The 26,131-nt window shown below is 69.8% G+C and carries 24 protein-coding genes and 2 riboswitches; of the genes, 17 read left to right on the top strand and 7 right to left on the bottom strand.

What is annotated here, in order from left to right; translation table 11 throughout:
* Window positions 1-14 precede the first annotated feature (14 nt).
* Both rfbD and rfbB read right to left on the bottom strand, forming a co-directional pair.
* Window positions 15-905, bottom strand: coding sequence for a dTDP-4-dehydrorhamnose reductase (gene rfbD, locus AC07OH_RS16960; protein WP_495301478.1), 891 nt, complete (start codon window positions 903-905; stop codon window positions 15-17).
* Window positions 902-1,981 carry a dTDP-glucose 4,6-dehydratase gene (gene rfbB / locus AC07OH_RS16955; protein WP_495301477.1) on the bottom strand — a complete coding sequence of 360 codons (1,080 nt, stop codon included), beginning with the start codon at window positions 1,979-1,981 and terminating at the stop codon, window positions 902-904. The genes rfbD and rfbB overlap by 4 nt, the downstream gene beginning before the upstream one ends.
* A gap of 117 nt (window positions 1,982-2,098) precedes the next feature.
* A riboswitch (glycine riboswitch) is annotated at window positions 2,099-2,189 on the top strand.
* 44 nt (window positions 2,190-2,233) lie between these two features.
* Window positions 2,234-2,340: riboswitch (glycine riboswitch) on the top strand.
* 91 nt (window positions 2,341-2,431) lie between these two features.
* Between rfbB and AC07OH_RS16950 the strand changes: the two genes are divergently transcribed.
* Entirely contained in the window at window positions 2,432-3,733 is a 1,302-nt protein-coding gene (locus AC07OH_RS16950; protein ID WP_495301476.1) for a D-amino acid dehydrogenase, read from the top strand.
* A 19-nt stretch (window positions 3,734-3,752) separates the two neighbouring features.
* Here AC07OH_RS16950 and AC07OH_RS16945 read toward each other — a convergent pair whose 3' ends face one another.
* From AC07OH_RS16945 to AC07OH_RS16935, 3 genes are all read right to left on the bottom strand, one after another.
* Window positions 3,753-5,033, bottom strand: a complete 1,281-nt coding sequence (locus AC07OH_RS16945; RefSeq protein ID WP_495301475.1) for an FIST signal transduction protein — start codon at window positions 5,031-5,033, stop codon at window positions 3,753-3,755.
* Between the two features lie 49 nt (window positions 5,034-5,082).
* A complete protein-coding gene (locus AC07OH_RS16940; protein ID WP_495301474.1) occupies window positions 5,083-5,859 on the bottom strand; it encodes a PhaM family polyhydroxyalkanoate granule multifunctional regulatory protein in 777 nt (258 codons plus the stop codon).
* A 64-nt stretch (window positions 5,860-5,923) separates the two neighbouring features.
* Entirely contained in the window at window positions 5,924-7,345 is a 1,422-nt protein-coding gene (locus AC07OH_RS16935) for an aminotransferase-like domain-containing protein (RefSeq protein ID WP_489060962.1), read from the bottom strand.
* Between the two features lie 130 nt (window positions 7,346-7,475).
* Between AC07OH_RS16935 and AC07OH_RS16930 the strand changes: the two genes are divergently transcribed.
* The 10 genes from AC07OH_RS16930 to AC07OH_RS16885 are packed head-to-tail and all read left to right on the top strand — an operon-like array spanning window position 7,476 to window position 15,237.
* Complete coding sequence (locus AC07OH_RS16930; protein WP_495301473.1) at window positions 7,476-8,075, top strand: LysE family translocator; 600 nt, start codon at window positions 7,476-7,478, stop codon at window positions 8,073-8,075.
* Entirely contained in the window at window positions 8,072-9,022 is a 951-nt protein-coding gene (locus tag AC07OH_RS16925; RefSeq protein ID WP_495301472.1) for a DMT family transporter, read from the top strand. The genes AC07OH_RS16930 and AC07OH_RS16925 overlap by 4 nt, the downstream gene beginning before the upstream one ends.
* Window positions 9,023-9,033: 11 nt before the next feature.
* A complete protein-coding gene (locus tag AC07OH_RS16920; RefSeq protein WP_495301786.1) occupies window positions 9,034-9,441 on the top strand; it encodes a VOC family protein in 408 nt (135 codons plus the stop codon).
* Between the two features lie 49 nt (window positions 9,442-9,490).
* Window positions 9,491-10,678: an aminotransferase-like domain-containing protein gene (locus tag AC07OH_RS16915; RefSeq protein ID WP_489060957.1), complete on the top strand. Its 1,188-nt coding sequence runs from the start codon at window positions 9,491-9,493 to the stop codon at window positions 10,676-10,678.
* Between the two features lie 14 nt (window positions 10,679-10,692).
* Window positions 10,693-11,328: a DJ-1/PfpI family protein gene (locus tag AC07OH_RS16910; RefSeq protein ID WP_495301471.1), complete on the top strand. Its 636-nt coding sequence runs from the start codon at window positions 10,693-10,695 to the stop codon at window positions 11,326-11,328.
* 4 nt (window positions 11,329-11,332) lie between these two features.
* Entirely contained in the window at window positions 11,333-11,974 is a 642-nt protein-coding gene (locus AC07OH_RS16905) for a glutathione S-transferase family protein (RefSeq protein ID WP_495301470.1), read from the top strand.
* A 5-nt stretch (window positions 11,975-11,979) separates the two neighbouring features.
* The gene (locus AC07OH_RS16900; RefSeq protein ID WP_172438398.1) at window positions 11,980-12,903 is read left to right on the top strand and encodes a PhzF family phenazine biosynthesis protein; all 924 of its coding nucleotides are present in this window, start codon (window positions 11,980-11,982) and stop codon (window positions 12,901-12,903) included.
* A gap of 14 nt (window positions 12,904-12,917) precedes the next feature.
* Complete coding sequence (locus AC07OH_RS16895; protein WP_495301469.1) at window positions 12,918-13,613, top strand: VOC family protein; 696 nt, start codon at window positions 12,918-12,920, stop codon at window positions 13,611-13,613.
* Between the two features lie 4 nt (window positions 13,614-13,617).
* Window positions 13,618-14,250 carry a LysE family translocator gene (locus tag AC07OH_RS16890; RefSeq protein WP_062480600.1) on the top strand — a complete coding sequence of 211 codons (633 nt, stop codon included), beginning with the start codon at window positions 13,618-13,620 and terminating at the stop codon, window positions 14,248-14,250.
* An 18-nt stretch (window positions 14,251-14,268) separates the two neighbouring features.
* Complete coding sequence (locus tag AC07OH_RS16885) at window positions 14,269-15,237, top strand: threonine dehydratase (RefSeq protein WP_495301468.1); 969 nt, start codon at window positions 14,269-14,271, stop codon at window positions 15,235-15,237.
* Between the two features lie 7 nt (window positions 15,238-15,244).
* Here AC07OH_RS16885 and AC07OH_RS16880 read toward each other — a convergent pair whose 3' ends face one another.
* The gene (locus tag AC07OH_RS16880; RefSeq protein WP_495301467.1) at window positions 15,245-16,072 is read right to left on the bottom strand and encodes a creatininase family protein; all 828 of its coding nucleotides are present in this window, start codon (window positions 16,070-16,072) and stop codon (window positions 15,245-15,247) included.
* Between the two features lie 310 nt (window positions 16,073-16,382).
* Between AC07OH_RS16880 and pgaA the strand changes: the two genes are divergently transcribed.
* The 5 genes from pgaA (at window position 16,383) to AC07OH_RS16855 (ending at window position 23,753) form a co-directional block, all read left to right on the top strand.
* Window positions 16,383-18,926, top strand: a complete 2,544-nt coding sequence (gene pgaA, locus AC07OH_RS16875) for a poly-beta-1,6 N-acetyl-D-glucosamine export porin PgaA (protein WP_495301466.1) — start codon at window positions 16,383-16,385, stop codon at window positions 18,924-18,926.
* A gap of 8 nt (window positions 18,927-18,934) precedes the next feature.
* Window positions 18,935-21,001, top strand: a complete 2,067-nt coding sequence (pgaB, locus tag AC07OH_RS16870; protein WP_495301465.1) for a poly-beta-1,6-N-acetyl-D-glucosamine N-deacetylase PgaB — start codon at window positions 18,935-18,937, stop codon at window positions 20,999-21,001.
* Entirely contained in the window at window positions 20,998-22,278 is a 1,281-nt protein-coding gene (gene pgaC, locus AC07OH_RS16865; protein ID WP_083259086.1) for a poly-beta-1,6-N-acetyl-D-glucosamine synthase, read from the top strand. Before pgaB ends, pgaC begins: the two co-directional genes overlap by 4 nt.
* On the top strand, window positions 22,268-22,834 hold the full coding sequence (gene pgaD / locus AC07OH_RS16860; RefSeq protein WP_495301464.1) for a poly-beta-1,6-N-acetyl-D-glucosamine biosynthesis protein PgaD: 567 nt from the start codon (window positions 22,268-22,270) through the stop codon (window positions 22,832-22,834). The genes pgaC and pgaD overlap by 11 nt, the downstream gene beginning before the upstream one ends.
* A gap of 121 nt (window positions 22,835-22,955) precedes the next feature.
* The gene (locus AC07OH_RS16855) at window positions 22,956-23,753 is read left to right on the top strand and encodes an SDR family oxidoreductase (protein ID WP_495301463.1); all 798 of its coding nucleotides are present in this window, start codon (window positions 22,956-22,958) and stop codon (window positions 23,751-23,753) included.
* A 366-nt stretch (window positions 23,754-24,119) separates the two neighbouring features.
* Here AC07OH_RS16855 and AC07OH_RS16850 read toward each other — a convergent pair whose 3' ends face one another.
* Window positions 24,120-25,028, bottom strand: coding sequence for a LysR family transcriptional regulator (locus AC07OH_RS16850; RefSeq protein ID WP_495301462.1), 909 nt, complete (start codon window positions 25,026-25,028; stop codon window positions 24,120-24,122).
* Between the two features lie 89 nt (window positions 25,029-25,117).
* Between AC07OH_RS16850 and AC07OH_RS16845 the strand changes: the two genes are divergently transcribed.
* Window positions 25,118-26,128 carry a zinc-binding alcohol dehydrogenase family protein gene (locus AC07OH_RS16845; RefSeq protein WP_495301461.1) on the top strand — a complete coding sequence of 337 codons (1,011 nt, stop codon included), beginning with the start codon at window positions 25,118-25,120 and terminating at the stop codon, window positions 26,126-26,128.
* The last annotated feature ends 3 nt before the right edge of the window (window positions 26,129-26,131 follow it).

Genomic DNA, 26,131 nt, shown 5'->3' with positions numbered 1-26,131 from the left:
AAAAAATCAGTCGGTCAGAGCGTCTCGCGCAGCATGCGTGCCACGCCTTCCTGCCAGGGCGGCAGGCGCAGTCCGAAGGTGGTCTGCAGCTTGGTGGTGTCGAGCCGCGAATTGTGCGGCCGCTTCGCGGGCGTCGGAAAGGCGCTGGTGGGCACAGCCTCCACGGCCTGCGGGCCTGCCTTGAGTTCGACACCGGCCTGCTGCGCCATCTCGAGCACGAAGCGCGCGTAGCCGTGCCACGTGGTCTCGCCGCCGGCGATGGCGTGGTACAGGCCGGCTTTGGCCGGGTCGTGCAGGGTTGCTCGAATCGCGTGCGCGGTGATGTCGGCCAGCAACTCGGCACCGGTGGGAGCGCCGAACTGGTCGTCGATGACCGTGAGCTTGTCGCGCTCCTTGGCCAGCCGCAGCATGGTCTTGGCGAAGTTGCCGCCGCGCGCGGCGTACACCCAGCTGGTGCGAAAGATCAGGTGCTTCGCGCAATGCCGTGCCACCAGCTGCTCGCCTTCGAGCTTGGTCTGGCCGTACACGCTGAGCGGACCGGTCGCGTCGTCTTCTTTCCAGGGCTGGGTGCCGCTGCCGTCGAAGACGTAGTCGGTGGAGTAGTGCACCATCAGCGCGCCGATCTGCTGCGCGGCCTCGGCCACCACGCCGGGCGAGGTGGCGTTGAGCTTGCGCGCGAAGTCGGGCTCGCTCTCGGCCTTGTCGACGGCGGTGTGCGCGGCGGCATTGACGATGACGTCGGGGCGCACGGCCAGCACGGTTGCAGCCAGCTGCTCGGGACGGCTGAAGTCGGCGTGGAAGTCGGTGCTGTCGAAATCCAGCGCGACCAGTTCGCCGAGCGGCGCGAGGCTGCGCTGCAACTCCCAGCCGACCTGTCCACCTTTACCGAGCAGCAGCAACTTCATGCGGAAGCCTTTGCAGGCGCAGCATCGTACTGCTTCTCGACCCATTCGCGGTACGCGCCGCTTTGCACGTTGCGCACCCAGTCGCCGTGGGCGAGGTACCACTCGACGGTCTTGCGGATGCCGGTGTCGAAGGTCTCGGCGGGCTTCCAGTCAAGCTCGGCCTCGAGCTTGCGCGCATCGATGGCATAGCGGCGGTCGTGGCCCGGGCGGTCCGTGACGTAGGTGATCTGTTCCTTGTACGGCTTGCCGTCGGCGCGCGGGCTCAGTTCGTCGAGCAGCGCACACACGGTGTTGACGATCTCGATGTTGGGCTTCTCGTTCCAGCCGCCGACGTTGTAGGTCTCGCCGAGCCGGCCGGCTTCGAGCACGCGGCGGATGGCGCTGCAGTGGTCCTTCACGTAGAGCCAATCGCGCACCTGCATGCCGTCGCCGTACACGGGCAGGTTCTTGCCCGCCAGCGCGTTGACGATCATCAGCGGGATCAGCTTCTCGGGGAAGTGGAACGGGCCGTAGTTGTTCGAGCAGTTGGTGGTGACCACCGGCAGGCCGTAGGTGTGGTGCCAGGCGCGCACGAGGTGGTCGCTGGCGGCCTTGCTGGCCGAGTACGGGCTGTTCGGCTCGTACTTGTTCTCTTCGGTGAAGGCCGGGTCGGTCTTGGAGAGCGAGCCGTAGACCTCGTCGGTCGACACATGCAGGAAGCGAAAGGCCGCCTTCTGGTCGGCCGGCAGGGCGTTCCAGTAACCGCGCACCGATTCGAGCAGGCGGAAGGTGCCGAGCACGTTGGTCTGCACGAAGTCTTCCGGGCCGTGGATCGAACGGTCGACGTGCGATTCCGCGGCAAAGTTCACGACGGCACGCGGTTTGTGCTCGGCCAGCAGGCGGTCGAGCAGTGCGCTGTCGCCGATGTCGCCTTGCACGAAGACGTGGTTCGCGTTGCCCTTGAGCGATGCGAGGGTCTCGAGGTTGCCTGCGTAGGTCAGCTTGTCGAGGTTCACGACGGGCTCGTTGCCCTGCGCGATCCAGTCGAGTACGAAATTGGCGCCAATGAAGCCTGCGCCGCCGGTAACCAGGATCATGGAGTCCCCACCTGTAGAAAAAAGTTTGCTTTACCGAAAATCAACATTCAATTATCCCATCGGTGTGAAGTGCCGATGTACAGGGCTTGGCCGGCTTGCGGGGCCCGCCTACAATCGCCAACAATTGCAGGAGAGCGGGCCTCCACGGAGGCCCTACCGAAGGCGCAAACTCCCATAAACGCTCAGGTCGGCCCGACGACATTCCAGGCAACGCCACGGAATTTCGGCAAGGGGTCAGTACTGCACTCATCGATACAGCCGTCTGGAGAGCCGCCACGCCATGTGGCGCACCGAAGGAGCAAACCCGCTGCGGGTGCAGCAGGGTGAATCTCTCAGGTACCGAGGACAGGGGGAGCGGCAACTTGGACAGCGGTCGTCCGGTTGCTTGCTATTTTTTCAATAGCACTCCACGCCCGCCGTTCAAGCGCTGCAAACTCAAAGGTACTTGCAATGCGTGTGATCGTTCTTGGCGCCGGCCTGCTCGGCGTGACTTCGGCCTACTACCTCCAGCAACTCGGCCACGAGGTGACCGTGATCGACCGGCAGGCCACCCCGGCCGCCGAAACCAGCTTCGCCAACGGCGGCCAGATCTCGGTCAGCCACGCCGAACCCTGGGCCAATCCGAGCGCGCCGCTGAAGGTGCTGCAATGGCTCGGCAAGGAAGATGCGCCGCTGCTCTTCCGCATCCGCGCCGACATGCGCCAGTGGCTCTGGGGCCTGCAGTTCTTGCGCGAATGCACCCCCGCGCGCACCCGCCACAACATCGAACAGATCGTTCGTCTCGGTACATACAGCCGGGAAATGTTGCAGCAATTGCGTCGAGACACGGGCCTGAACTATGACCAGCGCACGCAAGGCATCCTGCACTTCTACACGACGCAAAAAGAATTCGACGGCGCCCTCGCGCCCGCCGAGCAGATGCGCGCCCTGGGCTGCGAACGCCTGGTCATCTCGGCCGACGAGGCCATCAAGATCGAACCCGCCCTCGCCCACATCCGCCCCCAGCTGGCCGGCGCCACCTACACCGCCGAAGACGAATCGGGCGACGCCAACCGCTTCGCACGCGAGCTCGTGAAGCTGGCCGAGGCGGCCGGCGTGAAGTTCCTCATGAGCCACACGGTGACCGCGCTGCGCGAAGCCGGCGGCAGCATCGACCATGTCGAGGCGACCGACAACGAAGGCCGCTTCCAGCGCATCCGCGGCGACGCCTTTGTGCTTGCGATGGGTTCACTGAGCCCGCTGTACGCCGCGCCGTTGGGCATCCGCCTGCCGATCTACCCGGCCAAGGGCTACTCGGTGACGCTGCCCGTGAAGGACGCGTCGAAGGCACACCAGGTCTCGCTGACCGACGATGAATACAAGCTGGTGTTCTCGCGCTACACCTCCGAGTCGGGCGACCGCCTGCGCATCGCCGGCACGGCCGAACTCAACGGCTACGACCGCGACCTGAACCGAGTGCGTTGCGAAGCCATCGTGCGGCGCGTCGAAGAGCTCTTCCCCGGCGCCGGCGACACCGAGCGCGCGCAGTTCTGGACCGGCCTGCGCCCGGCCACGCCGAGCAACGTGCCGCTGATCGGCAAGACCAAGCTGCCGAACCTGTTCCTCAACACGGGCCACGGCACGCTCGGCTGGACGCACGCCTGCGGCTCGGGCAAGTCGATTGCGCGCATCGTGAGCGGGCTGGCACCCGAGGTCGACTTCGCGTTCGCCGGCATGCCGGCACCCGCGCCGCGCGCACTGCAACCGGCCTGAACGCGACCGGCGCCGGACCTCAGTCCGGCGCGGTGAACACCGTCAGCACGCCGGTGTAGCCATACAGGTGGTGGCGCGCAATTTCGCCGGCGGCGAAGAAGCCGACCAGCGGCACGTCGCCCAGCGCATGCCGCACGATCTGCAGCTCGGCGCCCGGCGCGCCGAAATGCGGGCCGCCGCGCCCCGAGCAGCTCACGTACACCGCGCCCGCGATGCGCCGCGCCGGATGCGGCGCGGCCTCGGCCTCGCCGGCCGCCACGGCGCGTGCGGTGGCCAGCGTCTGTTCTTCGGGCTCGAGCTCTTCACGAATTTCGGCGCAGATGCGCATCAGGTCGGCGCGCGCCGCCTGCGCGTTGCGGCGGCAGAAACTCAGCCGCATGCCGGCCTCGGCGTTGTCGGCAATGGCGATGCCGCGCCGCGTCGGGTCGAGGCCGATGATGTGGCGCACCAGCACGTCGGCGCCCAGGTCGCCGGTGCGGCGCAGGCCGTCGCTGCCCGCGTCGGCCAGGCCGACCAGCGTGTTGCGCACGGCATCGATGGCTTCCTGCGGCCGGTCGAGCGACACCTGCAGGTCGGCCAGCAGCACGTCGAGCGCCGGCTCACCGTCGAGCGACAGCAGCAGGTTGCCGTCGGCCTCGGTGATCTCGCGCTCGCGCGCGCCGCCGGTGCGCAGCGGCTGGCAGCCTTGCGTGACGCGCGACACCAGCCGCACGCCCTCGCCGAACACCACGCCCGACAAGCCGCCCGAGAACACACCGCCCGCCGCACCGTGGCCGCGGATGTTGCCGTTGCCGCCGACCGCGAACTGCAGCGCCCCGCCGCGGCCGGACGAGAGCCCGCCGAACAGGTAGCCGGTGTCGGTGCGGCCCGCCATCTCGCCGATGAGCTCGCCCAGGTCGGGCGTGGCGGGGTCGGCGTGCACGAGCGCGGTGTGCGCCTCGAAGCCGCTCATTTCGGAGCTGCCCAGCGGCGCCACGCCCGAGAACACGCGGTACTGGTCGCTGGGCAACGCGCACAGCATCAGGCTCAGGCCGGGCTCGTCGAAGTACTCGGCGTTGTTGGCCGACACGCCGATGCCGACCGTGCCCGACCAGTCGGTGACCTCGGGCAGCTCGGCACTCAGGTGATCGAGGATCTCCTGCGCCTCGGCCGCGTAGTGGTCGGTGATGTAGAGCAGCCCGAGCGTCGGGTTCGACGCGTAGTCGGGCAGCGCCATCTGCGCGCGCAACTGGGCCAGCACGAGGCCGGCGGCCATGCGCCATTGCGGGTGGGTGGCATGGCCGGTGGGAAACAGTTTCATGGTGCGTACCGACCCGTGCGTCGTCGTCTGGAAAGGTGTCTGTAAGACGTCAGCGCCGGCCGGAGGTTCGCTTGCGCGCGGCGGTGGACGTGGTTTTCTTGCGCGCGGCGGGTGCCGGCGCGGCTTTCTTGGCGGCGGTTTTCTTCGGAGCAGCCTTGGCGGCCGGCTTGCGCGCCGCCGTCGCCTTGCCGATGACCTGCCCCACCGCGTCGGCCAGCGGCTGCGCCATGGCCGGCACCTTGAGCTGCGCCGCGTCCTGCAGCGCCGTGCTCGCGATCTGCTGGAACTGCTCGGTGAGCGAGCCCCACCATTGCATCGGGTCGACGCCGGCAGCAGCAGTGGCTGGCTTGGCGCGCGACGTCTTCTTCGGCGCCGGGGCTTCCTCTTCTTCCACCTCTTCCTCGGCCTCGTCGAACTCTTCTTCCTCTTCCTCGACGGGCTCCGGCGCAGGCCGGGGGGCCGGGGCGGGAGCCGGTGCAGGCGCCGGCGCCATCGCCGCGGCCTGCTTGGTGAACGCGCTCGCGATGTCTTCCATCCGCACGTTCATGCCGCGCAGGGTCGATAGCGTCATCTTCTGCACCTCGAGCGCCTGGATGGTCGCCTTGAGCGCGTGGCCGTTCTGTTCGAGCCAGTACTGGACGGTCTTGAGTTCCTGGATGCGCTTGTCGACCTCTTCGACGCTCATGGTGGGCGCGACCCAGCTGGCGAGGCTGGGGATGCCGGGCACCGAGCCGGAGCCCGCGGCGGCACCGCCGGCGAGGTTCTTCAGGAAGTCGAATCCGGGGACGAACTGGCTGAAGTCGAAGGGTTTGCTGGCGTTGCTCATGCGGGAGGTCTCCTGGCTGGGTTTTCTTGTGCTGCCAGCTTACTCCAAGCCCTTTGCAAGCGAATCAGAGCTCGTCCCTGACCCGGCTGAAAACCTTCCAGAAATTCGCGTCCTGCGAGGTCGCGAAGTTGATCCGCATCATCGTGCTCGGCGGGCGGCGCGCATGGAACAGCGAGCCCGGCGCCAGCAGGTAGCCCTGGTCGAGCATGCGTTGCGTGAGCGCGTCGGTGTCCACGCCCGTGTCGACCCAGCCGAACAGCCCGGCCGGCTCCGAGGCGAAGGTGCAGCCGTGCGACATGGCCAGCTTCACCGCGCGGCCGCGCGCGCCGTCCAGGCGGATGCGCACGCGCTCCGAATGGCGGCGCAGCTGGCCCTGGTCGATGCACCACGACAGCGCCCGCTCGAACAGCGTGGGCGAGGTCAGCGTGGCCAGCAGCTTGGTCTCGAGCAGCCGCTCTTTGAGCGCGGGCGAGGCGGCCAGGAAGCCGATGCGCCAGTTGGGCGCCAGGATCTTCGCGAAGCCGCTGACGTAGATGGTGCGCTGCAGCCCGTCGAGCGCACTCAGGCGCGTGGCGTGCTCGGGCGCGAGGTGGCTGTAGGTGTCGTCCTCGACGATGTGGAAGTCGTGCTCGTTGGCCAGCTTGAGCACGCGGTGCGCGCTGCCCGGCGTGAGGCTGTAGCCGGTCGGGTTGTGCAGCACGCTCACGCTCACGAAGAGCTTGGGGCTGTGCAGCTTGCAGTACTGCGCCATCACGTCGAGGTCGGGCCCGTCGGCACGACGCGGCACCGGCAGGATGCGCATGCCCAGCGCCTCGAGCCGCGCGAACTCCAGCGCCCAGCCGGGCTCCTCGACCATCACCGGATCGCCCGCGCGCAACAGCGTGCGGCTCACGATGTCCAGCGCATGCGTGGCGCCGATGGTGGTGACGATCTGGTCCGGCCCGGCCGGCACGTTGATGCGCACCAGCTTCTGCGACAGGCTGCGGCGCAGCGCGAGGTCGCCCGAAGGCTCGCCGTACTGCAGCGACAGTTCCTGCAGCGCCGACGTGGTCGTCACGCGGCGCACCGCGGTCGCCAGGAAGGTCGAGGCCATCCAGTCGGGCGGGAACACGCCCATGCCCGGCTGCGGCTTGTCGCTCGGACGGTGGAACATGCTGCGGATCAGCGAGCTGGCGTCGGCCGGCACGCGCGAGGCCATCATCGGCGGGACCTCGGGCGCGGCATGCGCCGGGTTGCGCGAACTCTCGGGCACGGGCGCCGCGTCGCGCACATAAAAGCCGCGCTGGCGGCGCGCCTCGACCAGCCCTTGCGCGAGCAGCTGGTCGTACGCGGCGACCACGGTGTACGGGCTCACGCCCTGCTGGCGCGCGCACTCGCGCACCGAGGGCAGGCGCGCGCCGGGCGCCAGCAGCCGGTTGCGGATGCGCTCGGCGAGGCGGTCGGCCAGCTGCCCGGTCAGGGACTGGGTGGAGGTTCGGGTCAGCATCGGGTCGGGCTGCATCGCACAGAGAGCGAGAAAAGGGCGGCGTGTGTCGAAGGAATGACCAATACAGATTTCAGATTTGTTCGATCATCTGTACTGGAACTGTAATGGTCCAAAGTTTAGAGTCTGTGACATGAACTGGCAAGAATTCACCGCGCTGCTGGTGCTGGCCACGGCGATGAGCTTCTCGCCCGGACCCAACACCACGCTCTCCACCGCCCTGGCGGCCAACGGCGGCCTGCCGCGCGCCATGCGTTTCGTGGTCGCGGTGCCGGTCGGCTGGACCTTGCTGCTGGCGATCTGCGCGGCCGGCCTCGGCGCGCTGGTGGTGGCGATGCCGCCGCTGCGCCTGGCGATCAAGGGCCTGGGCATCGCCTACCTGCTGTGGCTGGCCTACAAGCTCAGCGGCAGCGCCCAACTCGGCAAGGCCGACAACGCCAGCCTCTCGGTCGGGTTCACGCAGGGCGTGATGCTGCAGTTCGTGAACATCAAGGCCTGGCTGCTCGCGCTCACGCTCGTGGCCGGCTGGATCGCCGGCCAGCCCGACGCGCTCGCGCGCTTCGCCATCGTCGCGCCGGTGATGCTGACCTACGCCTTCACCAGCAACTTCGCCTATGCGCTGGTCGGCGCGCTGCTGCGCGAGTGGCTGGCCAAGGGCACGCGCCTGCTGTGGTTCAACCGCGCGATGGGGCTCATCCTCGTGCTCACGGCCTGGTGGATGGTGAGCGTATGAAGCTCGCCCTCAAGGACGAAACGCTGGGCATGTGGCTCGGCATGGTCGGTGTGGCGCTGTTCGCCGTCACGCTGCCGATGACGCGGCTGGCCACGGGCACGCAGGACGCGCCGCAGCTGTCGCCGTGGTTCGTCACGGTCGGGCGCGCGGCGCTGGCGGGCGTGCTGTCGGCCATCTTCCTGCTGGTCACGCGCTCGCCGCGTCCGGCGCCGCACCAGTGGAAGCCGCTGGGCATGGCAGTGCTGGGCAACGCGATCGGCTTTCCGCTCTTGCTGGCCTTTGCGCTGCGCGTGGTCACGGCCAGCCATGCGGCGGTGGTGACGGCGCTGCTGCCGCTGGTCACGGCCGCGGTCGCGGCCTGGGTGCTGCACCAGCGCGCGCGCCTCGGCTTCTGGCTCTGCGCCGTCGCGGGCAGCCTGCTGGTGGTGGTGTTCTCGGTGCTGCGCGCGCAGCAGAGCGGCCACGGCTTCGGTTTCGAATGGGCCGACCTGTTGCTGGTCGGCGCGGTCATCGCGGCCTCGGTCGGCTACATCTACGGCGCGCAGGTCACGCCGTCGCTGGGCGCCGAGCGCGTGATCTGCTGGGTCTGCGTGATGGCGCTGCCCGTGACGCTGCCCGCCACCATCGCCCTGTGGCCGCAGCAACCCGTGGCCGCCTCGGCCTGGGTCGGCTTCACCTACGTGGGCATGTTCTCGATGTGGATCGGCTTCTTCGCGTGGTACCGCGGCCTGGCCCTGGGCGGCGCGCTGCGCGTGAGCCAGACGCAGCTGCTGCAGCCCTTCCTGTCGATCCTCGCGTCGATCCCGCTGCTGGGCGAGCCGCTCGACCTGGTGACGCTGGGCTTCGCCGCCGCCGTGGTCGCCACGGTGGTCGCGGGCAAGCGGCTGTCGCAACCAGCGGCGCCTGCCGCCGTTCCACGCGGCGCCGAGCCGCAGGCCAGGAGCTGACGACCATGACGCTGTTCAGCCATGTCACCGTCGGTTGCACCGACCTGTCGCGCGCCGCCGCCTTCTACGACGCGGTGCTGGCGCCGCTGGGCCTCATCCGCCGCCCCGTGACGCCCGACGGCGGCCCCGACGCCGCCTGCTGGATCGTGCCGGGCCAGACGCTGCCGCGCTTTTACGTGTACATCCCGCTGGACGGCGAACCCGCCAGCGCCGGCAACGGCAGCATGGTCGCGTTCTGCGCGCCCTCGCCGCAGGCCGTTCATGCCGCCCACGAGGCGGCCCTGGGCCACGGTGGCCGCGACGAAGGCGCGCCCGGGCCCCGCCCCCGCTACGGGCAGGGCTATTACGGCGCCTACCTGCGCGACCCGGACGGCAACAAAATCCATGTCGTGCACCGTGGCGACATCCCGCCGCCCTGACCCCACACTCAGACTCACCTCTCATTCGCCAGAAAGAAGAAAGCCTCCCATGAACTGGAAACTCGCCGCCCGCGCCGCCAAGATGAATCCTTCGGTGCTGCGTGAAATCCTCAAGGTCACCGAGCGCCCCGGCATCATCAGCCTGGCCGGCGGCCTGCCTTCGCCCAAGACCTTCCCGATCCAGGAATTCGCCGACGCCTGCGCCGAAGTGCTGCACAACGACGGTGCCGCCGCGCTGCAGTACGCCGCCAGCGAAGGCTATGCGCCGCTGCGCCAGGCCGTGGCCGACATGCTGCCCTGGGACGTCGACGCCTCGCAGGTGCTCATCACCACCGGCTCGCAGCAGGGCCTCGATCTCGTGGCCAAGGTGCTGATCGATCCGGGCAGCAAGGTGCTCGTCGAAACGCCCACCTACCTGGGCGCGCTGCAGGCCTTCGGCCCGATGGAGCCGCACCCCGTGGGCGTGGCCAGCGACGACGACGGCGTGATCGTCGACGACCTCGTGGCCAAGGCGGCCGACGCGCGCTTCGTCTACCTGCTGCCCAACTTCCAGAACCCCACCGGCCGCACCATGACCGAGGCGCGCCGCGCCGCTGTCTCGGCTGCTGCCGCCGCCGCCAACCTGCCGATCGTCGAAGACAACCCCTACGGCGAACTCTGGTTCGACGAAGCCCCGCCGCTGCCGCTGGCCGCGCGCAACCCCGAAGGCGTGATCTACCTGGGCTCGTTCTCCAAGGTGCTGGCCCCGGGCCTGCGCCTGGGCTTCCTGGTGGCGCCGAAGGCCATCTTCCCCAAGCTGCTGCAGGCCAAGCAGGCGGTCGACCTGCACACGCCGATCTTCACGCAGCGCATGGTCTCGGCCGTGATGAAGGACGGCTTCCTCGACCGCCACGTGCCCACCATCCGCGCGCTGTACAAGCGCCAACGCGACGCCATGATGGCCGCGCTCACGCGCGAGATGGCCGGCCTGGACGTGAAGTTCAATGCCCCCAAGGGCGGCATGTTCCTGTGGGCGCGCCTGCCCGAGGGCATCGACACCGTGACCCTGCTGCCCAAGGCCGTCGAGCGCAACGTGGCCTTCGTGCCCGGCGCGCCGTTCTACGCGGGCGAAGGCGATCCGCGCACGCTGCGCCTGTCCTTCGTGACCGCCAGCGTCGAAGAGATCGACACCGCCATCGCCGCGCTCGCCGTCACGCTGCGCGAAGAGCTGGCGCTGCTGGCCCCCGCCCACGCCTGAAACGGCCGACGACCATGCACATCGCCATCCTCACCTTCGACGGCTTCAACGAGCTCGACTCGCTGGTCGCGCTCGGTGTGCTCAACCGCGTGAAGAAGCCGGGCTGGCGCGTGACGCTGGCCTCGCCCAGCGCCACCGTGACCTCGATGAACGGCGTCACGGTGCATGCCACCGCGACGCTCGAGTCGGCCTGCGAGGCGGGCGCGGTGATCGTCGGCAGCGGCATCCGCACGCGCGAGATCGCCGCCGACGCGGGCCTGATGGGCGTGCTGCGCGGGCTCGACCCGTCGCGCCAGCTCATCGGCGCGCAATGCTCGGGCACGCTGCTGCTGGCCAAGCTCGGCCTGCTGGGCGCCGTGCCCGCTTGCACCGACCTCACGACCAAGCCCTGGGTGCAGGAAGCCGGCGTCGAGGTGCTCAACCAGCCCTTCTTCGCGCAGGGCAACGTGGCCACCGCGGGCGGCTGCTTCTCGGCGCCCTACCTCGCGGCCTGGCTCATCGCGCGCACCGAAGGCCTCGAGGCCGCGAAGAGCGCGCTGCACTACGTCGCGCCGGTCGGCGAGAAAGAAGACTACGTGGCGCGCGCGATGCGCAACATCGAGCCGTACCTGCAGGCCACGGCCGGCGCCCTCTTCGCACAAGGACACTGAACACATGCTCAACATCTGGGGCCGCATCAGTTCGATCAACGTGCGCAAGGTCGTGTGGTGCGCGCAGGAACTCGGGCTCGACTTCCAGCGCACCGAGGCCGGCGGCAAGTTCGGCGTGGTGCAGACGCCCGAGTACCGCGCGCTCAACCCGAACGCCATGGTGCCCACCATCGACGACGGCGAAGGCGCCGAGCGCGTCACGCTGTGGGAGTCGAATGTCATCGTGCGCTACCTGTGCGCCCGGCATTCGCACGGCACGCTCTACCCGAGCGAGCTGCCCGCGCGCTTCGACGCCGAGCGCTGGATGGACTGGCAGCAGACCACGCTCAACCGCGCCAGCCGCGACGCCTTCGTGCAATGGGTGCGCACGCCGCCCTCGGAGCGCCAGCCCGCGCTGATCGCCGCGTCGGTGCGCGAGAGCGAGGCGCTGTTCGCGATGCTCGATGCGCACCTCGCGCAGCGCCCCTACATGGCCGGCGAGCGCTTCACCATGGCCGACATCCCGATCGGCTGCGAGGCGCACCGCTGGTTCGGCCTGCCCGGCGCCGAGTACCGCCGGCCCGTCTGGCCCAACGTCGAGCGCTGGTACGCCGACCTGCTTTCCCGCCCGGGCACGCGCGGCGTGCTCGATTTATCTCTCGAATGACCCTGATGAAATCCCGCCCCTTCAAGCAAGTCGACGTCTTCACCGCCACCGCCTACTACGGCAACCCGCTCGCGGTGGTGATCGACGGCCAGGACCTGGACGACGCCGCCATGCAGCGCTTCGCGCAGTGGACCAACCTGTCGGAGACCACCTTCCTGCTGCCGCCGACCGACCCGGGCGCCGACTACCGCGTGCGCATCTTCACGCCCGGCGGCGAGCTGCCCTTTGCCGGCCACCCGACCATCGGCAGCTGCCATGCGTGGCTGCAGGCCGGCGGCAAGCCCAAGGTGGCGGGCCGCGTGGTGCAGCAGTGCGGTGCGGGCCTCGTGCCGCTGCGGCGCGACGGCGAGCGCCTGGCCTTTGCCGCGCCGCCGCTCAAGCGCAGCGCCCCGAGCCCCGCGCTGCTGGCCAAGGTGGCCGGCGCGCTGGGCCTGAAGGCGCAGCAGGTCATCGCGGCGCAGGTGCTCGACAACGGCCCGGTCTGGTTCGGCCTGCTGCTGAACGACGCCGACGCCGTGCTGGCGCTGCAGCCCGACCACCGCGCGCTGAAGGAACTGGGCGTGAAGGCCGGCGTGGCCGGCGTGCCCTCGGCGCACGACACCTCGCTGCTCATCGGCCGTTCGAACCGCGAGGCACGCGCCTTCGGCAACCGCCCCGCCACGCCGAACGACGACGGCGCGAAGATCGACCTCGAGGTGCGCGCCTTCGCCGAGCCCATCGGCGTGCAGGAAGACCCGGTCACCGGCAGCCTCAACGCCAGCCTGGCCGAATGGCTGATCGCCGACGGCCACATGCCCGAGCGCTACCTGGCCGCGCAAGGCCAGTGCCTGGGCCGCGCGGGCCGCGTGCACATCGAGCGCGACAGCGACGGCACGATCTGGGTCGGCGGCGATGCCGTGACCTGCGTCGACGGCCACGTCACGCTCTGAACGGAAGCCACACCATGCACCCCGCCGAAGTCGACCACCTGGTGATCGCCGCCGCCTCGCTGGCCGAGGGCGTGGCATGGTGCGAGGCCACGCTCGGCGTCACGCCCGCGCCCGGCGGCGTGCACCCGCTCATGGGCACGCACAACCGGCTGCTGAACATCGCGAGCGCCGCGTTCCCGCGCGCCTATGCCGAGATCATCGCGATCGAACCCGGCAAGGCGCCGTCGCGGCCGAAGACGCGCCGCTGGTTCGACCTGGACGACGCCGCGCTGCAGGCCGCGCTCGCGCAGCGCGGCCCGCGGCTCATCCACTTCGTGGCGCGCGTGCCCGATGCACACGCCGCCACGCAGGCGCTCGCGCGCGAGGAGCATGCGCACATCGACCGCGGCCACCTGCTCGAAGCCTCGCGCGACACGCCGGCCGGCCGGCTCGAATGGCAGATCACGGTGCGCGACGACGGCCAGCGCCTGTTCTACGGCGCACTGCCCACGCTGATCCAGTGGGGCGCGGTGCACCCCACCGACGCCATGCCCGCCTCGGGCCTGGCGCTGCGTTCGCTGCGCGTGGCGCATCCGCGCGCGCCGGCGCTGTCGGCCGCACTCACGGCCATCGGCATGGGCGGCCTGCCGGTCGATGCCGGCCCGCCCAACCTCGTCGCCGTGCTCGACACCCCGCGCGGCCCCGTCGCCCTCGAATCGCAAGGACTCTGACCCCATGCTCACCCTGACCGAAATCGCCTGGTTCGCCCTCGCCTCGCTGCTGCTGGCGCTCACGCCGGGACCGAACATGATCTATTGCGTGTCGCGCACGCTGATCCAGGGCCGCCGCGCGGGGCTCATCTCGCTGGGCGGCGTGCTGATGGCGTTCCTGGTGCACCTGTTCGCCGCGGCGCTGGGCCTCACGGCGCTGCTGCTGGCGGTGCCGGTCGCGTTCGACGCGATCCGCTTCGCCGGCGCGGCCTACCTGATGTGGCTCGCGTGGCAGGCGGTCAAGCCCGGCGGCAACGCGCCCTTCGAGGCCCGCGCGCTGCCGGCCGATCCGCCGGCCAAGCTGTTTCGCATGGGCTTTCTCACGAACCTGCTGAACCCGAAGGTGGCAATGTTCTACCTGTCGTTCTTTCCGCAGTTCATCCATCCCGAGCGCGGCTCGGTGCTGCTGCAGAGCCTGCAGCTGGGCATGGCGCAGATGGCGAGCAGCGCGCTGGTCAACACCGTGATGATCGTCGGCGCCGCGAGCATCACGGCCGTGCTGTCGCAAAGCGCCGGCTGGCTGCGTGCGCAGCGCTACATCATGGGCAGCGTGCTGGCCGCGCTGGCCGTGCGCGTGGCGCTCACCGAACGCAAGTAAGCAACAAGAAGGACGTCGATGCGATTCACCCGCGAAGAGATCGAAGCCGCGCAGCGCACCGTGCATGCGGCCATGCCGCCCACGCCCCAGTACACCTGGCCGCAGCTGTCGCAGCGCCTGGGCGCCACGGTCTGGGCCAAACACGAGAACCACACGCCGGTCGGCGCCTTCAAGATCCGCGGCGGCCTGACCTACTTCGAGACCCTCGCGCGCGAGCAGCCCGCCGTGCGCCACGTGATCAGCGCCACGCGCGGCAACCACGGCCAGTCGGTCGGCTTCGCGGCGCAGCGCCACGGGCTGGCCGCGACCATCGTGGTGCCGCACGGCAATTCGCGCGAGAAGAACGCGGCGATGCGCGCGCTCGGCGTGACGCTGGTCGAGCATGGCGACGACTTCCAGGCAGCCTCCGAACACGCGGCGGTGCTGGCCGAGCGCGACGCACTGCACCGCGTGCCCTCGTTCCATCGCGAGCTGGTGCGCGGCGTGTCGACCGCGTACGTCGAGTTCTTCAGCGCCTTGAAAGCTTCACCGCCCGACGTGCTGTTCGTGCCCATCGGCCTGGGCTCCGGTTTTGCCGGCGCGGCGGCGGCGCGCGCGCATTGCGGCGTGTCGACCAAGCTCATCGGCGTGGTGTCGGCGCATGCCACGGCCTACCGCGATTCCTTCCGCGCGCGCCGCGCCATCGAATCGCCCGTCACGACATGGCTGGCCGACGGCATGGCCTGTCGCACGCCGGTGCCTGCGTCGCTGGACGTGATCCTGCAGGAAGCCGATGACGTGATCACCGTGACCGACGACGAGGTGGCCGAAGCCATGCGCGTGCTCTTCAGCGGCACGCACAACGTGGCCGAAGGCGCGGGGGCTGCCGCGCTGGCGGGGGCGCTTCAGCAGAAGGAACGCTGGCGCGGGCAGACGGTGGGCGTTGCGCTGAGCGGCGGCAATGTCGACGCGGACATGTTCGCCGGGGTGCTGGGGCGCAGCGCCTGATCCGCTCTCAGGGCAGCGGCCCTGTGTTCGCCGTGCTCAACGGCAGCTGGGACACCTCGGCCAGCAGCAGCGCCAACTGCTGCGCGGCCGCATCGATCACCGCCTGACCCTTCGCTGCCGTGGCCGCTGCGGCGTTACCGGCCGCCCCCTGCGCGTTGTAGTCCTCCATGGCCCAGCCGAGCTTGGCGCTCTTGCCGTTGCCGAGGATCGCGCAGTCGGCCGCGCGCTGCTCCGAGGTGGAACTGAAATCCTTCGCCTCGCCCATGCGCACCAGCGCGGGCGTCAGCGCCAGCATCATCGAGGTCTCGACCTCGCCCGCGTGCACGCCGAAGCGGTGCTCACGGGCGCTGAACTGCGCGTTCGCATCGCCCAGCGGCAGGTTGAACCAGCTCACGCTGTAGACGATCAGGCCGTGCGCGGCGCGCAGCTCGCGCGCCACGATGTCCATCGCGCCCACATGGCCGCCGTGGGCGTTGAACAGCACCAGCTTCTTCACGCCGGCACGCGCCACGCCCGCGCCGATCTCGTTCCACATGCGGATCAGCGTCTCGGCCGAGAAGGTGAGCGTGCCCGCGAAGCGCGCGTGCTCGGGGCTCAGGCCGATCTGCTGGGTGGGCAGGAACAGCGCCGGCAATTCCGGCGGCAACAGCGGCAGCGCCGCGGCCACGATGCCGTCGGCCAGCACGGTGTCCACGCCCAGCGGCAGGTGCGGGCCGTGCTGCTCGGTCGCGCCCAGCGGCAGCACCGCCACCGTGGTCGCCGCGTCGAGCGCGGCGAAGTCGCGCGTCGTCAATTGGGACCAGAAACGGGGCAAAGAAACCGGAAGTGCGTTCATGCCGCGATCTTAGGACGGGGCCATGGGCGACGCATGGGGCAACACTTGCATACAACTTGCCAACATCGGATGAATTGATCGCGAATCTGTTCACGATTAGTTCTCATCTTTCCCGATGTTCGGTCCTATTGTTTACAAATTGACCTAGAGTCACTTTTCACGAACTTTCCGCCACGGCTTGTCACGGCCCAGGAGAGTTCACGCAAAAGGGAGTAGCGTGTCCATCCATCCACAAAAAAATGGAGGCACCGTCGTTGCCGGGCGCAAAGTCGCGCCCTTCAAGGCATTGCCTCACCATCTCGCACGTGCCGTGCGAGGTTTGCCGCCGATCGTGTGCGTGCTGGTCTTCGGAAGCAGCGCCGCGTACGCGGATTCCACTGTCACGCCCCCGCCTGTCGCCACCCTTGGCGGCGCGGTGGCTTACGACGCATCGCAGCACGACGCCCTCATCGTCGCGCGCCGTGCCGGTCGCATCACGCCGGCCCACGCCCTGCAACAGCTGCGCCAATGGCTGGCCGCCCCGCTGGCCGACGAGCAGCGCCGCCGCGTGGCGTCCGACGCCATCGCGATCGCGGTGGCCGAGGGCCAGTTCGCCGATGCAGTGGCCGTGGGCCACCAGGTGCCGCCAAGCGAGTTGGGTGACTACGCGCTCGGCCCGCTGGCCGGCGCCGCGCGACGCACGGGCGACATCGCCTTGCAAGGGGACACGGTCAAGGTCTGGCGCGCGCGCCAGCCAACGGCCCGCGAACCGCGCGTCCACGAAGCCTTCTGGCGCCTGGCCAGCGGCGACACGGCGGGCGCGCAAACCCTCTACCGCGCACTCGCACAGCCTGCGCCCACAGCGGTCGCCGACCGCGTCGCGCTGCTCGACCTGCGCGCCGCGCTGGCGCGCGCCCAGGGCCAGCCCTTCCAGGCGCTCACGGCCTACGGCGAAATCACCGCGCTGCAGCCCACGCGCCGCGATGCACAGCGCGACGCGGACTTCCTGCTGGCCGAGTACGGCGGCGCCACGGCCGCGTTCGAGGACGCGCAGGCGGCCGAACGCAAGCAGCCCGGCAGCCTCGCCCCGCTGACGCTCGCGCTGCTCGAACAGCAGGCACTGGCGCAGCAGCTGCGCTGGGCCGTGAAGGCACGCGACCAGCGCCTGGGCGCGGCGCGCGTCACCGACCTCGACAAGGTGCTGGCCGCCCAGAGCGCCGCGCTGGCCCGCGTCGACGCCGCGCTCGCGCAGCCCGCCCCTCAGGACGCCGACACCTGGCGCACGCTGCGCATGCGACTGCAGTCCGACCGCATGGCGGCGCTGCTGGAGCGCGGGCGTCCCGCCGACACCATCGCGCTGTACGACAGCCTGCGTGCCGGCGGCACCGCGCTGCCGCCCTACGCGCTGGGCACCGCCGCCCGCGCGCTGGCGCAGGAGCGCCGCTCGGCCGATGCCGTGCCGCTGTTCGAAAAGGCGGTCGTCGACCTGCCGATGCCCGACAGCCTGCATTTCGGCCTGGTCTACGCCTACCTCGACACCGGCCGCTTCGACGAGGCCGAGGCGCTGCTCCAGCGCATCGAAAGCGCCACGCCCGTGCTGATGCGGCTGGCGCCGGAAGCCGGCCGTCCCAACGACCAGTTCTCGGAAGTGAGCGGCCTGGGCGCATTGCTGCAGCTCTACGGCGACCGGCCGAAGATCGCGCAGCCGCGCTTCAACACGCTCACGCAGGAAGCCCCGCTCAACGCGGGCTACGCCTACGGCGCCGCGCTCACCGAGCGGCTGCGCGAGCACCCCGAGGCGGCCGTGGCGCGCTTCGAGGCGCTGAGTGCCGACCACCCCGACGACCTGAGCGTGCGCACCGGCCATGTCGAAGCGCTGCTCGACGCCGACGAATTCCGCGCCGCGCGGCTGCGCGCCGAGGCGCTCGAAGCCGACGCGCCCGACGCCGCCGAGGTGCGCGAGATGGCACGCAAGCGCCGATCGCTGGTCGGCCCGCAGCTCGAGATCGATGCCGAAGGTTCGCGCGGCGGCGGCACGCTGGCCAGCCGCGAATGGCGCGTCGACAGCCGGCTCAGCTCCGGCCTCATCGGCGACGCCTGGCGCGTGTTCTACGCGCAGACGCTGGGCCGCGGCTACACCTCCGAGGGCACCGCCCAGTGGGCGCGTGGCGGCCTCGGCGCGAGCTGGCAACAAGGCCGCTGGCTGGCCGAAGGCGTGCTGCAGCATGCGAACAGCGGGCGCTACCGCAACAGCGTGGCCGGCCGCGTCGACTACCGCGCCAGCGACGCCTGGCGCCTGTCGGCCACCTACGACGGCGACAGCAAGGAGCTGCCCTGGAAAGCCCGCGCCGTGCCCTTCGGCGCGCAGGCCATCGGCGCGCGCGAGTTCGGCGCCAGCGCGGCCTACGTCGTCAACGAATCGCGCCGATTCGACCTGCAATGGCGCCGGCTCGACTTCAGCGACGGCAACCTGCGCGACGGCCTCGACTTCGGCTGGCGCGAGCGCTGGGTCAGCACGCCGCGCTTCCAGCTCGAGACGCGGCTGGGCGTCGATGCCAGCCGCAGCCGCCTGCAGGACGTGCGCTACTTCAGCCCCTCGCGCGACGCCAGCGCGCAGCTGTCGGTGCGCGGCCAGTGGCTCACCTGGAAAAGCGACGACCGCCAGTTCTTCCAGGTGCTGGAGCTCGGCGGCGGCAGCTACCAGCAGGCCGGCTTCGGCAGCGGCCCGCTGTGGAACCTGCGCTACGAGCACCGCTGGGCCCTGGGCCAGAAGCTCACGCTGCGCTACGGCCTGACCTTCGGCAGCCACCCCTACGACGGCGTGCGCGAAAAACAGCGCGGCGTGTTCCTGAACCTTTCGATGCCCCTGCAGTGATGTCCGTGATGCAAGCCCCCACCTTCTTCCTCCGGCTGCGCGCGGCCCTGCTCGGGCTGCTGCTGGCGGCGGCCTTGCCTGCACTCGCTGCGCCGGTGCTGCCCGCCGACCCCGACAACGGCGTCGACTTCCGCGTGATCTCGTTCCACGACGTGCGCCCCAACGTGCGCGCCAGCTTCGAGACCTCGCCCGATGAAACCGCCATCGACGAGCGCACGCTCGCCGAAGTGTTCGCCTGGCTGCGCCACAACGGCTACCACCCGGTCAGCCTGCAGCAGATCATCGATGCGCGCAAAGGCGGCAAGCCGCTGCCCTCGCAGCCCGTGCTGCTGACCTTCGACGACGGCTACCGCAGTGCCTACACCCACGTGTTCCCGCTGCTCCAGCGCTTCAACTACCCCGCGCTGTTCGCGCTGGTGACGAGCTGGCTCGAGGTGCCCGAAGGCCAGCCCGTGCACTGGGGCGACAAGCCCGCGCCGCGCGAGAACTTCCTGCTGTGGCGCGAAGCCGCCGAGATGGCACGCTCGCCGCTGGTCGAGTTCGCCAGCCACACCGACGCGATGCACACCGGCATCCAGGCCAACCCGCAGGGCAACATGCTGCCCGCCGCGGCCACGCACCGCTACGACCCGAAGACCGGCCGCTACGAGGACGACGCCGCCTACCTGCGCCGCATCGAGGCCGACCTGCGCCGCAGCCGCGAGCTGATCGAGAAGCGCACCGGCGCCAAGGTGCGCGCCACCGTGTGGCCCTACGGCGCCTACAACACGCCCGCGCTGGAAGCCTCGGCGCGCGTGGGCATGCCGATCACCTTCACGCTCGACGACGGCGCGAACACGAAGGAGATTCCGCTCAACCGCATCCGCCGCGCACTGGCCGCCTACGACAACGAGGCGCCCGACTACGTGCAGATGCTGCGCAGCCCGGTGGGCGGCGAGGTGCGCCCGATCAACCGCGTGATGCACGTCGACCTGGACTACGTGTACGACGCCGACCCGGCCCAGCAGGAGCGCAACCTCTCGGCGCTGATCGAGCGCGTGGCCGCCGTGCGCCCGCGCTCGGTGTTCCTGCAGGCCTATGCCGACCCCGACGGCGACGGCGTGGCCGACGCGCTGTACTTTCCCAACCGCCATCTGCCGATGCGCGCCGACCTGTTCGCCCGCGCCGCCTGGCAGCTGCGCAGCCGCACCGGCGTGAAGGTCTACGCGTGGATGCCCGTCACCGCCTACCGGCTGCCCGCGTCGAACCCGCTGGCCACACACACGGTGCGCACGCTCAAGGGCGACGCGCCGGCCGACCGCTACCACCGGCTCTCGCCCTTCGACCCCGCCGTGCGCACGCTGGTCGGCGACCTGTACGAAGACCTGGGCCGCCACACCTTCTTCGAAGGCCTGCTGTTCCACGACGACGCCATGCTCTCGGACGACGAGGACGCCAGCCCCGCCGCGCTCGACACCTACCGCCGCTGGGGCCTGCCGGCCGACGTGGCCGCGCTGCGCGCCGACCCCGCGCTCATGGCCCGCTGGACCAGCGCCAAGACCCGCTACCTGATCGACTTCACGCATGAACTCGCGGCGCGCGTGGGCACCTGGCGCCCCGCGCTGGAAACGGCGCGCAACCTCTATGCGCGCCCGGTGCTGGAGCCGCAGGCCGAGCAGTGGTTCGCGCAGAACTACGAAGCCTCGCTCGCCGCCTACGACTACGTCGGCCTGATGGCCATGCCGCGCATGGAGCAGGAGGCCCGCACCCCGGCCGACAGCGACGCCTGGCTGGGCCGCCTCGCGCAGCGCGCGGCCGCCACGCCGCACGGCCTGGACCGCACCGTGTTCGAACTGCAGGCGCGCGACTGGCGCACCGGGAAACCCGTGGCCGACGCCGAGCTCACGCGCCAGTGGACCCTGCTGCAGCGCGCCGGCGTGCGCCACCTGGGCTACTACCCCGACGACTTCCTGAACAACCAGCCCTCGCTGGAGACCGTGCGCCGCGCGATCTCGGTGCGTTCGCTGCTGTCGCGCGCCCCCCGGCGCAACCACGACGCCGCCACGCTGCCGCCTGAAGGAGGGAAGCCCCGATGAACACGCTCCAGATGCTGGTGGACCTGATTCCGCCGGTGCTCTTCGGCTTCGTCTTCTACTACCCGTTCTTCATGGCGTGGGTGTGGATCGCGGGCGGCCTCTCGCACGCGTGGTCGTTCGAGCGCAAGCGCGACGTCGAGGCCGACCCGCTCGAGGCCCTGCCCTCGCAGCCGCTCGTGACCGTGGTGGTGCCCTGCTTCAACGAGGCGCCGCACCTGCGCGAAGTGATCGAGCAGCTCATGCGCACGCGCTATCCGAACTACGAGGTGATCGCCGTCAACGACGGCAGCACCGACGGCACCGGCGAGCTGCTCGACGAGATGACGCTGGAGTTCAGCCGCCTGCGCGTGGTCCACAACGCCAGCAACCAGGGCAAGGCCGTGGGCCTGAACACCGCCTGCCAGCTGGCGCGCGGCGAATACATCCTGGGCATCGACGGCGACGCGCTGGTCGACCCCAACGCCATCGCCTGGATGCTCAAGCGCATGCTGGCTTCGGATCGCATCGGCGCCGTCACCGGCAACCCGCGCATCCGCACGCGCACCACGCTGCTGGGGCGCATGCAGGTGGGCGAGTTCTCGTCGATCATCGGTCTCATCAAGCGTTCGCAGCAGCTCATCGGCACGCTCTTCACGGTGTCGGGCGTGCTGGCCATGTTCCGCCGCCGCGCCGTGCTCGAGGTGGGCTTCTGGAGCCCCGACGTGCTCACCGAGGACATCGACATGAGCTGGAAGCTCCAGCTCGCCGGCTGGCGCCTGCGCTTCGAGCCGCGCGCGCTGTGCTGGATCCTCATGCCCGAGACCCTGCGCGGCCTGTGGAAGCAGCGCCTGCGCTGGGCCGTCGGCGGCATCCAGACCATGCTGCGCATCACGCCGTCCATCCTGCGCCTGCGCAGCTGGCGCCTGTGGCTCATCTACAGCGAGTACATGGTGAGCGTGGTGTGGGCCTATGCGATGGCGCTGGTGCTGGTGATCAGCTTCATCCGCCCCTTCCTGCCGCACGAGTCGGCCTGGCATTCGGCGCTGCTGCCGCACTGGCAGGGCACGCTGCTGGCCATGACCTGCATCCTGCAGATGCTGCTGAGCCTGTGGATCGACCGTCGCTACGACCGCGACCTCATGCGCTATTTCGCCGGAACGATCTGGTACCCGATCGCGTTCTGGACGATCACGATGGCCACCACGGTGGTCGCCCTTCCCAACGCTCTGATGCGTCGTCGCGGCAAGCGCGCGGTGTGGACGAGCCCTGACCGAGGAGTTTCTTCCGATGCATCCTGAGAACCCGCTCTCTTCGCCGGCGCTGCACGAAGCCCCGCCGCCCCGCACCCGTTCGTGGGGCCAACCCGCGGTGGACGAACCCATCATCGACGCCGCGCGCATTCCATTGCACGCCTTCGGCAACGGCCGTTCGCCGGCGCGCACCCTGGCCATGTACCTGTGGCTGCGCGTGCTGCGCCCCGCGATCACCGTCGCGATCTGGTTCTGCGCCATCTGGTACGCCTGGCCCTACGTGATGGGTGCGCGCTCCCAGCCCGAGGTGCTTCAGCTGCTGGGCCTGTACGCCATCGTCATCGGCGTGATCCTCGCCTCGATGCTGGTCATGGGCCCGCTGCGCCGCCGCCAGCACCGGCGCGAAACGCCGCCGGAAAAAGAGCAGTCGTCGCTGTTCGCGCTGGCGTCGTACATCGAGGTCGCGCCCGCGCGCCTGTCGACCTGGCAGCGCACGCGCCAGCTGCTGGCGCACCACGACAACCAAGGCCATCTGCGCGACGCCACCGACACCGCGCCGGCCGCGCTGGAAGAAGAAGCGCCAGCGAAGCGCCGCAAGGCCTGACGCTCGCAGAGGCAACCGGCGCGGCCTTTTCGGCCGCGTCGCTGCAGGGGTTTCGGGGCGGTGATTCAATCGCGCGGCGGCTGCGCCGCAGACAGACCCACCTTCTTCCAAGGACCCCGACATGGACCTCCAGCTCCAGGACCAGCACGTTCTCATCACCGGCGGCAGCAAGGGCATCGGCCTGGCCTGCGCGCTGGGCTTCCTGCGCGAAGGCGCGCGCGTGAGCCTGGTCTCGCGCGACCTGCAGAACCTGCAGCAGGGCCAGCAGTCGCTGCTCGCCGCGTTCCCGCAAGCCGAAGGCCGCGTCAGCCTGCACGCCGCCGACCTCAAGAACCCCGCCAGTGCCGTGGCCGCCCTCGACGCCGCCGAGCAGGCCTTCGCCCCCGTCGACGTGCTCGTCAACTCGGCAGGCGCCGCGCGCCGCACCCCGCCCGACGAGCTCACGCCCGCTGCGTGGCACGACGCGATGGACGCCAAGTACTTCACCTACATCCACATGATCGACCCGGTCGTGAAGCGCATGGGCACGCGCGGCCACGGCGCGATCGTCAACGTCATCGGCCAGGGCGGCAAGGTCGCCAGCCCCGTGCACATGGCCGGCGGTGCCGCCAACGCCGCGCTGATGCTGGTGAGTGCCGGCATGGCCGCGGCCTATGCGGCCAAGGGCGTGCGCGTGAACGCCGTGAACCCCGGCCTCACGCTGACCGCGCGGTTGCAGGAAGGCATGAAGGCCGACGCCAAGCTGCAGGGCATCGACACCGACGAAGCGCTGGAGCGTGCGACTGCACGCCTGCCGCTGGGCCGCATCGCGACGCCCGAGGAAGTCGCCAACACCGTGCTCTTCCTGGCGTCGCCGAAGGCAAGCTATGTGACCGGGGTGATCGTGGCGATGGATGGGGCGGTGACGCCGATGATTTGAGGATGGACATGGCGGGTTCGAAGGCCGCTGCCCTCACCCCAACCCTCTCCCAGAGGGAGAGGGAGTAAGTCCGCCGGCGAGCGAACGCAGTGATGCGATCCCCCAGGCCGAGCGAAGCGATGGCCCGAGTGCTCCCCCTCCCCTCTGGCCGCGCCGAGGAGCGCAGCGTTTCGCGGATCAGGGCTCGCCCTTGTTTGAGCGAAGCGAGTTTGGGCGAGACCCCGCGAAACGCGAGCACCGCAGGTTGCCCGCAGCGAAGCGGAGGGACGCGGACAGTGGGGTCGCCTTTCTTTGCTTACTTTCTTTGGCGAAGCAAAGAAAGTGAGTCGCCCGCCGGGGCGAGTCCCGGCCAGCAGCCTCAAGAAATCACCCCACAGCCAACAACCCCTCGAACTTCAACGCCAGGAAATCCACAAACCCCCGAACCCGAGCCGGCACAAACCTCCCACTAGGCAACAGCGCATGCAACGGATAAGGCTCCGTCTCCCAATCAGGCAACAGCCGCACCAACCGCCCTGAGCGAATGTCCTCCCGCACATCCAGCGCCGACTTCAGAGAGATCCCATACCCCGCCACAGTCCACTCCCGCGCCAGCGAAGCATCATCCACACTCCGATCCCCATTCACCCGCACTTCCGTCCACTGCCCCAACTGCGCAAACCGCCACACCCGGTGCCGTCGCCCACTCCGGTTGAACGTCAGGCAGTTGTGCTGCAGCAGATCCTGCGGAACCCGAGGCAAAGGATGCCGACGCAGATAGTCCGGTGAAGCCGTCAGCACCGGATTCGTCAGCGCAAACGCCCGCGCCACCAGCCGCGAATCGGCCAGCGCCCCGTAGCGCAACGCCACGTCCACTTCGTCGCGCATCACGTCCAGCGGCCGATCCCCGACGGAAAGCGACAACTGCACCCCCGGATGCAGCGCCAGAAACTCGTCGAACCACGGCAGCAGCGTGCTGCGCGTCAGGTCCGACGGCGAGGCCACGCGCAAGGTCCCGACGAGTTCCCCCCGATCCGCAGTGACCAGCGACTCCCCTTCATCCAACAGTTCAAAAGCACGCACCGCATAGTCGAGCAGCGTCTGCCCCTGCGGCGTCAGGCGCATCGCCCGCGTCGAGCGCTCGAACAGCCGCGCCCCCAACTGCGCCTCCAGCCGCTTCAACGTCGCACTGGCCGCGGCGGGCGTGATCCCCAGCGCATGCCCCGCCGCCGTCAACGTGCCGCCACGCGCCGTCTGCACGAGCACCTGCAGGTCCGATATATTTTCAATCTTCATTTGAAAGTGTTGGTGATTCAGGCCACCTTATCAAACAGACGTTGTCATCCTACAGTCCAGCCATCGTTCCAGAAAGAAGGTCTCTTCCCATGAAAGCCGTCGGCTACCACCAGCCCCTCCCCATCGACCACCCCGAATCGCTGCAAGACATCGAGCTCCCCGCCCCCGTCCCCGGCGCGCGCGACCTGCTGGTGCGCGTGAAGGCCGTGTCGGTCAACCCGGTCGACACCAAGGTCCGCAAGAACGCCGCCCCCGAAGCCGGCCAGGCCAAGGTGCTGGGCTGGGACGCGGTCGGCACCGTCGAAGCCATCGGCAGCGGCGTGCAGGACTTCAAGGTCGGCGACCGCGTCTACTACGCCGGCTCCATCATTCGCCCCGGCGCCAATTCGGAACTGCACGCGGTCGACGAGCGCATCGCCGCCCTCGCCCCGAAGAGCCTCGACGACGCGCAAGCCGCCGCATTGCCGCTGACCACCATCACCGCCTACGAGCTGCTGTTCGACCGCCTGCAGGTGCCCAAGGACGGCGGCGAAGGCCAGACGCTGCTGATCACCGGCGGCGCGGGCGGCGTGGGCTCCATCCTCATCCAGCTCGCGCGCCAGCTCACGAAGCTGCGCGTGGTCGCCACCGCCTCGCGCGCCGAAACGCGCGCCTGGTGCCTGGCGCTGGGCGCGCACGTCGTCATCGACCACTCGAAGCCGCTCGCCGCCGAACTGAAGGCCGCCGGCATCGATGAAGTCGACATGGTCGCCAGCCTCACGCAGACCGACCAGCACTACGCGCAGCTCATCGAGAGCCTCAAGCCCCAGGGCCAGCTCGCGGTGATCGACGACATGAAGGTGCTCGACGCGATGCCGCTGAAGACCAAGTGCATCTCGCTGCACTGGGAAATGATGTTCACGCGCTCGCGCTTCACCACGCCCGACATCGCCGAGCAAGGCAAGCTGCTGGCCGAAGTGGCCGCGCTGGTCGACGCGGGCCGCATCCGCACCACGGCGAATGCGAGCTTCGGCACCATCAACGCCGCGAATTTGAAGAAGGCGCACACGCTCATCGAGAGCGGCAAGGCGCAGGGCAAAGTGGTGCTGGCCGGGTTCTGAGCA

It is taken from the genome of Variovorax sp. GW821-FHT10C12 (assembly GCF_059415405.1).
The sequence above is the reverse complement of the archived record's forward strand: the minus strand, read 5'-3'. Positions and strand labels throughout refer to the sequence as shown.